Genomic DNA, 14008 nt, shown 5'->3' on the forward strand with positions numbered 1-14008 from the left:
CGCTGCACACCGACTTTCCGGCCGCCGACGAGCTGGCCCGCGGCCTGCCCGAGATCCTGCCGAGCATGAGCGTCGGCGAGAGCGCCCGGATCGTCTCGCAGGTTCTCGAACTCGGCTATCCCGTGCTGGAGTTCAGTCAGCACGACCGGGTCCCGGTCACCGCTGACTGGGGCGTCTCGCGGCGCACCGAGCGCAAGGAGCGGCGGGCCGCGGCGGCCCGGGCGGTCGCGACGGGAGTGCCGTCGCCGCGCGCACCGCTCGACGACACGGCCGAGGACCTCGAGTACGCGGCGGTGCGCGAGCGGCTGGAGTTCCTCAACGAGGTGAGCGGGCGCATCGGTTCGTCCCTCGATCTGGCGCGGACCATCGTCGAGGTCAGCCGGGCCGTCGTGCCCCGTTTCACCGACGTCGCCGGCACGTACCTGCGCGAACAGGTCGTCGCGGGCGAGGGGTTCCCCGAGGGCCCGCCGGACGCCACGACCATGTGGCACCGCGTCGCCCTGGAGCACACCGACGAACCGGGGCGCTGGGACGACGTGGTGCCTGTTGGCGAGTCGATGCCGTTCCCGGTGCACACGCCGTTCTTCCAGTGCATGACGAGCGGCGACCCGGTGCTCGTCCCGTACATCTCGGAGGAGATGGGCAACGCGATCGCGTCGCAGTTCGAGAAGCGCGACATCCGGCCGCTGATCACGCACCGCTCGATGCTCGTCGTCCCGCTCAAGGCGCGCAACGTCGTCCTCGGGTTCATGATCCTGCTCCGCCACCAGGAGCGGCCCGTCTTCAACGACATGGACCGCGTCACCGGAGCCGAACTCGCCGCGCGCGCCGGGCTCGTGCTCGACAACGCGCGCATGTACACCTACCAGGAGTCCGTCGCCGAGACGCTCCAGGACAGCATGCTGCCGCACATCGACCCGCACATGCCGGGCTGTGACATCGCCACCCGCTATCTGCCGGGCACGCTGCTCGGCCGGGTCGGCGGCGACTGGTTCGACGCCATCAAGCTGCCCGGCGCCAGGACCGCGCTCGTCGTCGGCGACGTGATGGGCCACGGCCTCAACTCGGCGGCGATGATGGGGCAGTTGCGCACCGCCGTGCAGACGATGGCCGCCCTCGATCTGCCCCCGGCACAACTCCTGCGCAATCTCGACGACTTGGCGCAGCGGCTCGGCGAGGCCTATCTCGCCACGTGCCTGTACGCGATCTACGACCCGATCGTCGGCGAGCTGCACCTGGCCAACGCGGGGCACATCCCGCCGGTGATCGTGCGCGCCGCCGACGGCCGCAGCGAGCTGCTCGAACTGCCGACGGGCGCACCCATCGGCGTCGGCGGAGTGCCCTTCGAGGCGGTACGGGTCCCGGTCGCGCCCGGCGACCGCCTGGTGATGTGCACCGACGGCCTGGTGGAGGTGCGCGGCGAGGACATCGGCGTGGGCCTCGCCACGCTCTGCGAGTCCGCCGCCCATCCGGCCGCCTCCATGGACGACGCCTGCGACACCATCATCCGGTCGCTCGGCGCGCGCGGCGGGCGCAAGGACGACGTGGCCCTGCTGCTGGTCCGGATGGCCGGGATCGAGAGCGGGGACGTCGCGCACTGGGAGCTCGCGCCGGAGCCGTCCGAGGTGCCGCGGGCCCGTGAGCTGGTCCGTGAACAGCTCGTGGAATGGGGTCTGTTGAGCATCGAGCAGACGGCGGAGCTGATCGTGAGCGAGCTGGTCACGAACGCCGTGCGGCACGCCCGCGGCGGCCCGGTCCGGCTGCGCCTGGTCCACTCGGGCACGCTGCTGTGCGAGGTCGAGGACGCCGACCACACGCTGCCGAGCCTGCTCGGGGCCGGCCCGGGCGACGAGTTCGGGCGCGGCCTGCGCGTGGTGGCGCACCTGGCGCGCGAATGGGGCACGAGCCGTACGTCGACAGGCAAGACCGTGTGGTTCGAGCTGACGGCTCCCCGCCGGCGCGGCTGACCGGCGCACACCGCTCGAACGGTGGGTGAAGGTGTGTGCGCGTGGCTTGTGGGGGCGGGCTCCGGAGCGGTAGACCGAGCTGACGCTTCGTCGAGTCCGCCGCCGTGCCCCCGGGAGGTCCCATGAGCGTGACCGAGCGCTACAGGAAGGCGTGGGAGAGCTTCTGGGAGGACGCCCCCGAGGAGCCGGGCGGCGTCTTCTGGGACGCCGAGCCCGCCCTCACCGCCGGACTCCACCTCGCCCTCTTCGAACCGGAGTTGGCGTCCGCCGGACTGCCCGTCGTGGACCTCGGATGCGGCAACGGGACGCAGACCCGGTTCCTCGCCGACCGCTACCCGAAGGTCGTCGGCGCCGACCTGTCCGCCGCCGCCCTCGACCGGGCCCGCCGCGCCGACCCCGCCGAACAGGCCGACTACCGGCAGGTCGACGCCACCGACGCCGGTCAGGTCGGACCGATGCACGCCGAGCTGGGCGACGTGAACGTGTACGTGCGCGGCGTGCTGCACCAGTGCGAGCCCGCCGACCGGCAGGCCCTGATCGACGCGGTCGCGGCGCTCGTCGGCGACCGCGGACGCGCCTTCGTCGTCGAACTGTCGGAGCGCGCCGGGCCGATCCTCCAGGACCTCGCCCGGAACCCGGCGGGGCCGCCGCCCAAGCTCGCCCCCGTCTTCTCGCACGGCATCGCGCCCGGCGAGGTCTCCGACGCCGCCGTGCGCGGCTACGTCGCCGAGGCGGGCCTGAAGGTGTTCGCCTCGGGCGAGCTGCCGCTGACCACGACCGAGTTCACCGCGGACGGCAGCCGGATCGAGCTGCCGTCCACCTGGCTCGTGGTGGGACGGTCGGCCTGACATCCGGGCCGTGCGCTCGGCCCCGGTGCCGCCCGCACCGCGCTGACGAGCGGGAACTGCGCCTTACGGGTGTGACATTGGTCTATGCCACTGAGAGTTATCCACAGGCCTGGTGAGGTGTGCCCGAATCCGCGTACGGTTCTGGCCATGAAGATCCTCATCAGTGCCGACATGGAGGGCGCCACGGGTGTCACCTGGCCGGCGGACGTCCTGCCGGGCACACCGCAGTGGGAGCGCTGCCGGTCGATGTTCACCTCGGACGTGAACGCGGCGGTGCTCGGCTTCTTCGACGGCGGCGCCGACGAGGTGCTCGTCAACGAGGCGCACTGGACGATGCGCAACCTGCTCCTGGAGCAGCTCGACGACCGCGTGGAGATGCTCACCGGACGCCACAAGTCGCTCTCCATGGTGGAGGGCGTCCAGCACGGCGACGTCGACGGCATCGCGTTCATCGGCTACCACGCGGGCGCCGGTATGGAGGGCGTCCTCGCGCACACGTACCTGGCGAACCAGATCACGGGCGTCTGGGTCAACGACGTCCGCGCCAGCGAGGGCCTGCTGAACGCCCACGTGGTGGCGGAGTACGGCGTCCCCGTCGTCCTCGTCACCGGCGACGACCACGCCTGCGACGACGCCCTCGGCTATGCGCCGGAGGCCCGCAAGGTCGCCGTCAAGGACCACGTCTCCCGGTACGCGGCCGTCTGCCGCACCCCCGCCCGTACCGCCGCCGACATCCGGGCCGCGGCCAAGGACGCCGCGTCGATCGCGGTGCGCCACGAGCCGGTCCGCGGCGGCCCGTTCACGGTGGAGGTCGAGTTCGACGCCGAGCACCTCGCCATGGCGTCCACCGTCGTCCCCGGAGTGCGCCGGACCGGCGAGCGCAGGATCGCTTACACGCACGAGACCATGTACGAAGGCATCCGCACCTTCAAGGCGGTCACCACGATCGCCTCGGCCGCGGTGGAGGAACAGTATGGCTGACGCATTTTCCCAGGCCGTGGACCAGCAGGCGCTCGACGAGGTCGTGACGTTCACCTCCGAGCTGATCCGGATCGACACCACGAACCGGGGCGGCGGCGACTGCAAGGAGCGGCCCGCCGCCGAGTACGCGGCGGAGCTGCTCGCCGGCGCGGGCCTGGAGCCGACGATCCTGGAGCGCACCCCCGGCCGGGGCAACGTGGTGGCCCGCATCGAGGGCACCGACCCGTCCGCCGACGCCCTCCTGGTCCACGGCCACCTGGACGTGGTGCCGGCCGAGGCCGCCGACTGGAGCGTGCACCCGTTCTCCGGCGAGGTCCGCGACGGCGTCGTCTGGGGCCGGGGCGCCGTCGACATGAAGAACATGGACGCGATGATCCTCGCGACCGTACGGCAGTGGGCCCGCGTCGGATACCGGCCGCGGCGCGACATCGTCATCGCGTTCACCGCCGACGAGGAGGCCAGCGCCGAGGACGGCTCGGGCTTCCTCGCCGACCGGCACGCCGGCCTCTTCGAGGGCTGCACCGAAGGCATCAGCGAGTCCGGCGCCTTCACCTTCCACGACGGCAGCGGCAAGCAGCTGTACCCGATCGCGGCGGGGGAGCGCGGCACCGGCTGGCTGAAGCTCACCGCACGCGGCAAGGCGGGCCACGGCTCCAAGGTGAACCGGGCGAACGCGGTGAGCCGGCTGGCCTCCGCCGTCGCCCGCATCGGCGACCACGAGTGGCCGCTGCGCCTCACGCCCACCGTCCGCGCCGCCCTGTCCGAGATGGCCTCCGTGTACGGCATCGAGGTCGACATCGACGCGCCCGACCTCGACGTCGACGCGCTGCTCGGCCGGATCGGTCCGGCCGCCGACCTCGTCGCGCCGACCGTGCGCAACAGCAGCAACCCGACGATGCTGTCCGCCGGCTACAAGATCAACGTGATTCCGGGCGAGGCCGTCGCGCACGTCGACGGCCGCTACCTGCCGGGCACCGAGGACGAGTTCAGGGCCACCCTCGACGCCCTCACCGGGCCGGACGTCGACTGGGAGTACGAGCACCGGGAGGTCGCCCTCCAGGCACCGGTCGACTCGCCCACGTTCGCGCGGATGCGGGCGGCCGTCGAGGAGTTCGCGCCCGAGGGGCACGTCGTGCCGTACTGCATGTCGGGCGGCACGGACGCCAAGCAGTTCTCCCGCCTCGGCATCACGGGCTACGGCTTCGCGCCGCTCAAGCTCCCCGAGGGCTTCGACTACCAGGCGCTCTTCCACGGCGTGGACGAGCGGGTGCCGGTGGAGGCGCTGCACTTCGGCGTGCGCGTCCTCGACCGCTTCCTGCGCACGGCATAGCGACACGGCGAGCACACGGCGACGGACTAGGAAAACATGGCGGACGCGAAGAACATGGGGGCCTCGGAACAAATGGGGGGCGGGGACATGGTGCACACCCAGGCATACGGATCCTGGCCGTCGCCGATCGACGCCGCGCTGGCCGCGGCGCACGACGGACAGCCCGAGTACGTCGGCTTCGTCGGCGACGAGGCGTGGTGGACCGAGCCGCGGCCCACCGAGGCGGGCCGCCGCGCCCTGGTCCGGCGCCGCCCGGACGGCACGGAGCAGTCGGTGCTGCCCGCGCCGTGGAACGTGCGCAGCCGCGTCATCGAGTACGGCGGCCGCCCCTGGGCCGGTGCCGAGCGCATCGAGGGCCCGCGCGACCCTCTCATCGTCTTCGTGAACTTCGCGGACCAGCGGCTGTACGCGTACGAACCCGACACCCCCGAGCGGGCACCGCGCCCGCTCACCCCGCTCTCGACGGTCGGCGACGGCCTGCGCTGGGCCGATCCGCAGCTCCACCTGGACCGGGGCGAGGTCTGGTGCGTCCTGGAGGAGTTCACCGGCGAGGGACCCAGCGACGTGCGGCGCGTGGTCGCCGCGGTCCCGCTCGACGGCTCGGCCGCCGAAGCGCGCGACGCCGTGCGGGAACTGACCGACGGCACCCACCGGTTCGTGACCGGCGCCCGGCTCGCGCCGGACGGACGGCGCGCCGCCTGGATCGCCTGGGACCACCCGCGGATGCCGTGGGACGGCACGGAGCTGCTGCTCGCCGAGGTCGGCGAGGACGGCGTGTTCGGCCCGGCGCAGACGGTCGCGGGCGGGCCCGAGGAATCCGTCTGCCAGGTCGAGTGGGCCGCCGACGGGACGCTGCTGTACTCCGGTGACGCCAGCGGCTGGTGGAACCTCTACCGGCTCGACGTGCGCGGCGGCTGGGAGGTGCCGCCCGCCCGGGACGACGCCCGGCGCGGCGCGGACGTCCGCCCGGCCCCCGCCCTGTCCGTGCCCACCACGCCGCAGGGCGCCCTCGCCCGGCCCACGCGCGCCGTGGCCCGGCCGCTGTGCCCGCGCGACGAGGAGTTCGGCGGGCCGCTGTGGAAGATCGGCCTGAGCTGGTTCAAGCCGCTGGAGGGCGGACTGGTCGCCGTCGTGCACGGCGTCGGCGCCACCTCGCTCGGCATCCTCGACCCGGAGACCGGCGAGGTCGTCGACACGGCGGGACCGTGGACCGAGTGGTCCTCGTCGGTCGCCGTGCACGGCACGCGGGTCGTCGGCGTCGCCGCGAGCCCGCGCACCGGCACCGAGGTCGTCGAGCTCGACACCTGCACCGGCCGCACCCGCGTCATCGGCGCCGCGCACGCCGACCCCGTGGACCCCGCGTACTACCCCGAGCCGCAGATCCGCACCTTCGCCGGCCCGGACGGACGGGACGTCCACGCCCACATCTACCCGCCGCACAACCCCACCCACATGGCCCCCGACGACGAGCTGCCGCCGTTCGTCGTGTGGGCGCACGGCGGCCCCACCGGCCACGCACCCCTCGTACTCGACCTGGAGATCGCCTACTTCACCTCCCGCGGCATCGGCGTCGCCGAGGTCAACTACGGCGGCTCGACCGGATACGGCCGGGAGTACCGCAACCGGCTGCGCGAGCAGTGGGGCGTCGTCGACGTGGAGGACTGCGCCGCCGTCGCCCTCGCCCTCGCCACCGAGGGCACCGCCGACCGCGACCGGCTCGCCATCCGCGGCGGCAGCGCCGGCGGCTGGACCAGCGCGGCCTCCCTGACCAGCACCGACGTCTACGCGTGCGGCACGGTCATCTACCCGATCCTGGATCTCACCGGCTGGGCCGAGGGCGAGACCCACGATTTTGAATCGCGCTACCTGGAGACGCTCGTCGGACCGCTCACCGAGGTGCCCGCGCGGTACGCGGAGCGCTCACCGGCCGAGCACGCCGACCGGCTCACCGTGCCGTTCCTGCTCCTCCAGGGCCTCGACGACGTGATCTGCCCGCCCGCCCAGTGCGAGCGGTTCCTGGCCCGTGTGGAGAGCGAGGGCCGGCGGGTGCCGCACGCGTACATCGCCTTCGAGGGCGAGGGCCACGGCTTCCGCCGCGCGGACACCATGGTGCGCGCCCTGGAAGCCGAACTCTCCCTGTACGCCCAGGTGTTCGGCCTCCATCCGACCGGCATCCCGACCCTGGAGCTCACCAAGTGACGGCGGGGTCGCTGCACCGGCCGGACCGGCTCGGGCCCGGCGCCCGGGTCGCCGTCGTCGCCCCCAGCGGACCGGTCCCCGCCGACCGGCTCGAAGCGGGCCTGGACATCCTGCGGGGCTGGGACCTGGAGCCGGTGCCCGCGGCCCACGTCCGCGACGTCCACCCGGAGTTCGGCTACCTCGGGGGCACCGACGCCGACCGGGCCGCCGACCTCCAGCGGGCCTGGTGCGACCCGGACATCGACGCGGTGATCTGCGCCCGGGGCGGTTACGGGGTGCAGCGGATGGTCGACCTGATCGACTGGTCGGCGATGCGGGCGGCGCGTCCCAAGGCGTTCGTCGGGTACAGCGACATCACCGCGCTGCACGAGGCGTTCGCGGTCCGGCTCGGGGTGAGCACGCTGCACGGGCCGATGGCCGCCGCGTTCGACTTCCTCAAGAACGCCCGGGCGCAGGGGCACTTGAGGGCCACGCTGTTCGAGCCCGAGACCGTGCGGACGATCACCGCGCCCGAGGGGGGCCGGGTCATGGTGCCCGGTACCGCGCGCGGCGTCACGCTCGGCGGCTGCCTCTCTCTCCTCGCGTCGGACCTGGGCACGCCGTTCGCCCGGCGGTCGGCGCGGGGCGGGCTGCTGTGCCTGGAGGACGTGGGCGAGGAGTCGTACCGCATCGACCGCTATCTGACCCAGCTCCTGCGGGCCGGGTGGTTCGAGGGGGTGGCCGGGGTGCTGCTCGGCTCCTGGGCGGAGTGCGACGATCCGGACCTGCCGGCGTTGCTCGCCGACCGGCTGGGCGGGCTCGGGGTGCCGGTGATCGACGCGTTCGGCTTCGGGCACGGGGACGGGGCGCTGACCGTGCCGTTCGGGATCGAGGGCGAGCTGGACACGACGGCCGGGACGCTGACGCTGGCCGTGCCCGCGCTGGTCTGAGGGCGGCGGACCGGGCGCCCGGTCCGCTGTCACGCCGCTGTCACGCCGCTGCCGTCGCGGGAGCGGAGGTCACCGCTGCCTCGCGGGAGCGGCCGTCCTCGGTGCCGCAGGGCCCCGGGCGGCCCCGCTCCTCAGGACATCTGTCGCAGATCCCGCAGAGCGTCCACGACCTGACCGTGCACGCTTCCGGTCTGCGCGCCCGCTCCGACGTGCAGATCCGCCTCGAGGCCGTCGGCCTGCATGGCCTGGTGTCCGAACCGGACCCGGAACCGGACCAGACCGGCAGCGGTTCCTGCCCGCGTCCCGGGCACCTCCACGGCCAGGCCCACCTCACAGCCCGCGCCCCCGCCGTGTGCCGCGAGGACCTCCGCCACGTCCCGCACCATCGGAGACAGCGCCGCGTCGAGCTGGCCCCGCCGGATGCCGACCGACTGCGCGGCGAGGTCGACCCCGATGCCGCGCAGACCGGTCACGGTCAGCCGGACGCTCCTGGCGCTGTAGATGCCGTGCCGGTGCAGCACGTACACGGCGGTCAGCGCGGTCTGCACGGCTCGGGTGACGGGCGGGTCGTCCGTCGTCGCCGGCACGTGCCAGGTGTGCTCCTCGTCGCGGAGCCTGCGGGGAGCACGCCCCGCCCTCAGGGCCTCGACGCCGGCGGGCCCGCTGTCCCCGAGGTGCCAGGAGCCGCCGGGACCGAAGGAGAGGAGCTGTCCCTCCTCGCCGATGGCGAGGACGGAGCCGTTCTCGGTGACACCGACCGGAAAGAGGCCGATGCGGAGTCCGGCGGACAGCCGGCTCAGCCGGACGAGCTGGAACCTGGCCCGCTCCGGGTCGATGGAGAACCCGGCGGCCGCCACTTCCGCGCCCGGTTCCACCGGCGCGTGGTCGAGGCCGTGGAACTCGCTCAGGAAGGCCCGCGCGGCAGGGAAGAGCGGGAAGGACACCGCGTAGCCCTCGGCGGCCGCCGCGAGCCGCAGCGCGGCGCGCAGCGCGTCCCGCTCGCCGTCGCCGCCGACGGGCGGGCCGGTCCGCTCCGCGGTCCGCCGGTGCACCGTCATCCGTCGACCGATTCGATGCCCAGCCGCTCGATCAGGGCGGCGCACGACCAGCAGGGTTCCGCATGGCGGCCGTGCTCGGGGTCCCCGGCCGGGCGGACCTTCCGCGTCACCAGGGCCGACCCCGCGAAATGGCCCTTCGCCTCGTCGAGCGTCGTCGGCCCACCGATCGTCCGCTCCTGGTCCAGGCCCCACAACTGGTCGGAGATCAGTGCCGACTCCGCGCAGTACCCCACGAACGGCTCGCGCCGCGCGGGCGGAAGCTGCTGGAAGAACGCGGTGACCGCCGGGTGCAGATCCGGCTCCGCATCGGGGTCGAGATCGGTCTGGCTGTAGATCCTCCCGTGCACCAGGAGGGATGCCGCGGTCAGCGGAACGTGCTCAGGCATAGTAATCCTCCGCGTTCTCCAGCGGATATCCCCGCGAATAGCTCATCAGCGCCGCGTACTTGTCGTCGCCGAGGAAATACTCGCCGCTGTGATGCAGATAGAAGAACCGGCCCGCCTCGTCCATGAGGACCGTCCCCCCGTCATAGGTGTCGTGCGCGACGGGAAACACCTTCTTCCCCAGTCCGTCGGCGAGTTCCTGGACGTCCTCCGCCGCCCCCCGGTACATGAGACGGGGGTTGAACTCCACCCGGTCGTCGGTGGACGCGTGCCGCGGCGCCACGAGGCCGACGTGCTCGCGCAGGAACGCGAGAGCGGGCTCGATGGCCTCGAGGTGGCCGCCGTCGGCACGGAAGTCCTCCAGGACGCTCGCCACCTCGGCGGCGGCGAGGTCGTCACACCGGCGCCCCGGGTGCCACCCGGCGTCCGACAGCCAGGCATCCACCGCCTCGGGCGACTTCAGTACGGGCACGATTCTTGTCCTCTTTCGGTATTCGGTCAGACGGCCGTGATGCCGAGGAGCGGCAGCATGCGTTCACAGGACGGGCAGGGCTTCTTGTATTCTCCATGAGCCAGATATCCGGGCCGGTTCGGATTCATGTCACCGATCTGCCGGGTGTGCACCTGAGCGCCTTCCATCACTCTCCTGACGTCCTCGGTGCTCCGCAGATCGACGCCGTCCCGCTCCGCTATGCCGTGCAGCCGGTCGGAGATCAGCGCCACTTCCGCGCACTGCCCGTGCCCCGTTCCCACCATCTCGCCCTCGGACTCCGCCTGCCGCCGCACGTCGTCCAGGGCGGACTGCAGCGCGGGATGCACGTCCAGCTTCTGCTGCGGGTCCGGATTCCCCGGATTCGCCTTCAGCTTCGACACGCTGGAATGCCCCGTCAGGACCCCGTCGTGCAACAGGGCGCCCGAACACCCCTGCTTGATCCTTCCCTTGCCGAGCAGCGGCAGGCCGTCGGGCCCGTTGGAAGCCTTCTGGGCGTCGTCCGCGAGGCCCTTCGCCTCCTGGACCAGCGCTTGACGCTGGGCTTCCGGGCTGAGGTGGTCGACGTGCATCGCGTCCCGCCGGTAGTGCCGCATCCGGCCGGCGCTCCTGCCGTGCCAGCCGGGCTGCGGGTCCATCCGCCGGGGGCCGTTCCCGCCGCCCCCTGCGGATTCGCGTGCGTCGACCTTGGTCACGTCGATGCCGTCGGACTGTTTGCCGATCTTGTGGTCGTTCTCCTTGTGGTGCCGGGAGGCGCCCTTCACGCGGAGCGGTATCTCGTCGCTGACGTGCTTGGCGGTACGGGTGACCGACTTGGTGGCGGCGTTGAGCGCCTTCTCCAGGGCGTGGTCGAAGGACTTGGTGAACCCGTCCCGGCCCTTCGTCCGGCCGAACGCGCCCTTCGCCCTGCCCAGGTGGATGTGGGCCTTGCCGCCGAGATCCCCGCCGTGGAGGGAGACCTTGCCGGCGCCGTCCTCGAACTCGGCGTGGTCGATACGGGTGCGCTTGCCCCCACCGACGCCAGCGCTCCCGCCGCCCGCGGACGCGAGGTCCAGACCGCCGCCTGAGCCACTCCCGGGGCCGTGGCCGTCACCACCGGGACGGAACGCGCCCTCGGCCAGGTCGAGTGCCGTGTCGACGGCGAGCTCCTCCAGCTTCGCCGTGACCGGCTCCGCCAGCTTGGCGGCGATCTCGGCGAGGATCTCCTCGATGGCCTCCTTCACCAGCCGCTTGGCGATCTGCCGCATCAGCACGATCTCGCCCGCGGCGGCAGCGGCCGAGATTCCCAACGTGACGCCGGACGCGGCGAGTTCGGCGACGATCGTCGCGGCGAGCACGCCCAGTTCGGCCGCCGCCTTCGTCTTCATCACGATGATGATGTCGGCGATCCGGTCGCACACGAACGCGAACGTCCGTGCCACGTCCGGGATCTTCTCCAAGTGACTGGCCTTCACATAGGACCAGTGCTTCTCCATGGAGTCGACCGCCCAGCCCTCCGAGGAGCTGAGGATCCGTGTGAACGCCTTGTGCGCGTCCCCGCCGTGGCCCTCGAACTTCTCCGCGAACTCGCGGAGCGAGTCGGCCATGTCGGTGTAGTCGTCCTCGTCCACGTTCGGCCAGTCGACCCCCACGAGGTCGAGTGCCTGGTCGACGATGTCCGGCAGCACGATGCCCATGTCCCGTGATCCCCCGTGTCGTTCCGTGCTCCAGCAGTCAACAGCCGCGATCAACTAAACACTTCGCACACCCGTGCCACCAACGTGAGCTGGGACCTCAGTACAGAATTGAGACAACTCGACACCCGGCAAGGAACCGGTTCCCCTCGGCCGTCCCCTCCACGGAAAATCCCCACGCACCCCCATTGACCCTCGACTGACACGCGTCACACCATGACTCCGCACGTGAACTTACTGGTCAGTACAGCGGCTAGCGCCACCGTGGAGGTCACCGTTGCCCAGAACCCGTGCCGTGCTCGCGGCGGCCACCGCCGTCGTGGCCCTCGCCGCCCCGCTCGCCGGCACCGCACCCGCGGGCGCGGCGACCTCCGCCACCGGTCAATTCACGGTCACCGCGCTGACGTTCACGGTCCAGGCCGGAGGCCGCAGCTGCGTCGTGGACGCCGACCTCTACCGGCCCGCCGGAGTCGACGCGGCCCACCCGGCCCCCGCCGTCCTCACCACGAACGGCTTCGGCGGCAGCAAGTCCGACGGGTCCACCGACGCCACCGCGAAGGCCTTCGCGCAGCGCGGATACGTCGGGCTCGCCTACTCCGGGCTCGGCTTCGGCCGGTCCGGCTGCCTGATCTCCCTGGACGACCCGCGCATCGACGGAACGGCGGCCTCCGCCCTCGTCGACTTCCTGGCCGGGACCCGCGCCGCCGACGACGGCACCCGGGCCGACTTCGTGACCGCCGACAAGAAGGGCGATCCGCGCGTCGGCATGATCGGCGGATCGTACGGCGGTGCCGTCCAGTTGGCCACCGCCTCGGTCGACCACCGCGTCGACGCCCTCGTCCCGCTGATCACCTGGAACGACCTGGCGTACTCGCTCGACCCGCAGAACGCCGCCGAACGCGACGTCCCCGGCGTCTTCAAGTGGCAGTGGACCAACGGCTTCTACCTGATGGGGGAGGGCCAGCCGCTGCTCGAACCCTCGCTCGACCCGTCCCGGATCAACAAGCTGAGCTGTCTGCACTTCGTGGACGACGCCTGCGCGACGATCCGCACCCTCAACTCCGGCCGCTATCCGGCCGACCGGACCGGACGGCTGCTGCGCTACGCACGCAGCGTCTCCCCGGTCTCGTACCTCAAGGACGTGAAGGCGCCGACCCTGCTCGTCCAGGGGCAGGCGGACAGCCTCTTCAACCTGAACGAGGCGCAGGCGTCGTACCGGACCCTCAGGGCGAACGGCACCACGGCCAGGATGATCTGGCAGTCCTGGGGCCACAGCGGCGGACTCACCGACCCGGCGAGCGGTGAACTCAACCTGTCCCAGGGCAACGTGGAGACGTCGTACGTCGGCAAGCGGATCCTCGCCTGGTTCGACCGGTACCTGCACCACCGGAAGGGCGTCGACACCGGGCCCGCGTTCGCCTACTACCGCGACTGGATCGGCGACCCGAACCGGACCTACGCGACCGCGTCGAGCGTGCCCGCGCTGTCGCGGAAGCTGTACCTGTCCGGCGACGGCAAGCTCGTCGACCACCCCGGGAAGGTCGTCCGCGGCAGCCGCGAGTACCGCAACTGGCTGATCCCCACCAGTCACTCCGAATCGTCCCTGGCCGGCCTCGTCGGACTGCCCGACCCGGCCCCGCACGACACCCCCGGCACCTACCTCGACTGGACCACCGAGCCCCTCGCCCGCGCCACCGACGTGGTCGGCTCGCCGAAGGCCACCCTCAAGGTCGTCTCGCCGCGGACCGAACGCGTGCAGGACTCCGGGGACGCCGCCGACAAGCTCGTCCTCTTCGCGAAGCTGTACGACGTCGCGCCCGACGGGACCAGGACCCTCGTGCACCGGCTCGTCGCCCCGGTCCGGGTGCCCGACGTCACCCGGCCGTTCACCGTCACCCTCCCCGGCATCGTGCACCGCTACGAGAAGGGGCACCGCATCCGGTTCGTGATCGCCGCGAGCGACGACGCGTACGGCGGCAACAAGGGGATCAGACCGGTCACCGTCACCAGCGCCCCCGAGGACACCGGAACGGTGGAGCTGCCGGTCGTCCCGGAGTAGCCGGGCACCCGCCCGGCACCCGCCCTTCACCCGTACGGGCCCTCGGCCGGTGCGCGAGCGCCGCCTTCCCGCCCATGCTGGGCGAGGAGGC

General features: G+C 72.4%; 11 protein-coding genes. 7 read left to right on the plus strand and 4 right to left on the minus strand.

Features of this window, described 5'->3' with window-relative positions; genetic code table 11:
* From M4J07_RS15135 to M4J07_RS15160, 6 genes are all read left to right on the plus strand, one after another.
* Window positions 1-1967: ATP-binding SpoIIE family protein phosphatase (locus M4J07_RS15135; RefSeq protein ID WP_255972042.1), on the plus strand; the 1967-nt coding region annotated here is incomplete at its 5' end.
* Window positions 1968-2089: 122 nt separating this feature from the next.
* Window positions 2090-2815, plus strand: coding sequence for a class I SAM-dependent methyltransferase (locus M4J07_RS15140; protein WP_255972044.1), 726 nt, complete (start codon window positions 2090-2092; stop codon window positions 2813-2815).
* 147 nt (window positions 2816-2962) lie between these two features.
* Entirely contained in the window at window positions 2963-3796 is an 834-nt protein-coding gene (locus tag M4J07_RS15145; protein WP_255972046.1) for a M55 family metallopeptidase, read from the plus strand.
* On the plus strand, window positions 3789-5126 hold the full coding sequence (locus tag M4J07_RS15150; RefSeq protein WP_255972047.1) for a M20/M25/M40 family metallo-hydrolase: 1338 nt from the start codon (window positions 3789-3791) through the stop codon (window positions 5124-5126). Before M4J07_RS15145 ends, M4J07_RS15150 begins: the two co-directional genes overlap by 8 nt.
* An 87-nt stretch (window positions 5127-5213) precedes the next feature.
* Window positions 5214-7325 carry a S9 family peptidase gene (locus tag M4J07_RS15155; RefSeq protein WP_255972048.1) on the plus strand — a complete coding sequence of 704 codons (2112 nt, stop codon included), beginning with the start codon at window positions 5214-5216 and terminating at the stop codon, window positions 7323-7325.
* Window positions 7322-8254, plus strand: a complete 933-nt coding sequence (locus M4J07_RS15160; protein ID WP_255972050.1) for a S66 peptidase family protein — start codon at window positions 7322-7324, stop codon at window positions 8252-8254. The genes M4J07_RS15155 and M4J07_RS15160 overlap by 4 nt, the downstream gene beginning before the upstream one ends.
* Before the next feature lie 131 nt (window positions 8255-8385).
* On the opposite strand, the gene M4J07_RS15165 is transcribed toward M4J07_RS15160, so the two are convergent.
* The 4 genes from M4J07_RS15165 to M4J07_RS15180 are packed head-to-tail and all read right to left on the minus strand — an operon-like array spanning window position 8386 to window position 11861.
* Window positions 8386-9312, minus strand: coding sequence for an SUKH-3 domain-containing protein (locus M4J07_RS15165; protein ID WP_255972052.1), 927 nt, complete (start codon window positions 9310-9312; stop codon window positions 8386-8388).
* The gene (locus M4J07_RS15170) at window positions 9309-9698 is read right to left on the minus strand and encodes a YwqJ-related putative deaminase (RefSeq protein ID WP_255972054.1); all 390 of its coding nucleotides are present in this window, start codon (window positions 9696-9698) and stop codon (window positions 9309-9311) included. Before M4J07_RS15170 ends, M4J07_RS15165 begins: the two co-directional genes overlap by 4 nt.
* Entirely contained in the window at window positions 9691-10167 is a 477-nt protein-coding gene (locus tag M4J07_RS15175) for an SUKH-3 domain-containing protein (RefSeq protein ID WP_255972056.1), read from the minus strand. Before M4J07_RS15175 ends, M4J07_RS15170 begins: the two co-directional genes overlap by 8 nt.
* Window positions 10168-10193: 26 nt before the next feature.
* The gene (locus M4J07_RS15180) at window positions 10194-11861 is read right to left on the minus strand and encodes a YwqJ-related putative deaminase (RefSeq protein WP_255972058.1); all 1668 of its coding nucleotides are present in this window, start codon (window positions 11859-11861) and stop codon (window positions 10194-10196) included.
* 274 nt (window positions 11862-12135) lie between these two features.
* Between M4J07_RS15180 and M4J07_RS15185 the strand changes: the two genes are divergently transcribed.
* On the plus strand, window positions 12136-13917 hold the full coding sequence (locus M4J07_RS15185) for a CocE/NonD family hydrolase (RefSeq protein WP_255972060.1): 1782 nt from the start codon (window positions 12136-12138) through the stop codon (window positions 13915-13917).
* The last annotated feature ends 91 nt before the right edge of the window (window positions 13918-14008 follow it).

Origin of the sequence: Streptomyces longispororuber (genome assembly GCF_024448165.1) — a bacterium.
GTDB lineage: Bacteria > Actinomycetota > Actinomycetes > Streptomycetales > Streptomycetaceae > Streptomyces > Streptomyces longispororuber_A.

What these genes read in the sequence shown, in the direction of transcription:
- M4J07_RS15140 (WP_255972044.1), top strand. Translation starts at nt 2,090, where the DNA reads ATGAGCGTGACCGAGCGCTACAGGAAGGCGTGGGAGAGCTTCTGGGAG.
- M4J07_RS15145 (WP_255972046.1), top strand. Translation starts at nt 2,963, where the DNA reads ATGAAGATCCTCATCAGTGCCGACATGGAGGGCGCCACGGGTGTCACC.
- M4J07_RS15150 (WP_255972047.1), top strand. Translation starts at nt 3,789, where the DNA reads ATGGCTGACGCATTTTCCCAGGCCGTGGACCAGCAGGCGCTCGACGAG.
- M4J07_RS15155 (WP_255972048.1), top strand. Translation starts at nt 5,214, where the DNA reads ATGGTGCACACCCAGGCATACGGATCCTGGCCGTCGCCGATCGACGCC.
- M4J07_RS15165 (WP_255972052.1), bottom strand. Translation starts at nt 9,312, where the DNA reads ATGACGGTGCACCGGCGGACCGCGGAGCGGACCGGCCCGCCCGTCGGC.
- M4J07_RS15170 (WP_255972054.1), bottom strand. Translation starts at nt 9,698, where the DNA reads ATGCCTGAGCACGTTCCGCTGACCGCGGCATCCCTCCTGGTGCACGGG.
- M4J07_RS15180 (WP_255972058.1), bottom strand. Translation starts at nt 11,861, where the DNA reads ATGGGCATCGTGCTGCCGGACATCGTCGACCAGGCACTCGACCTCGTG.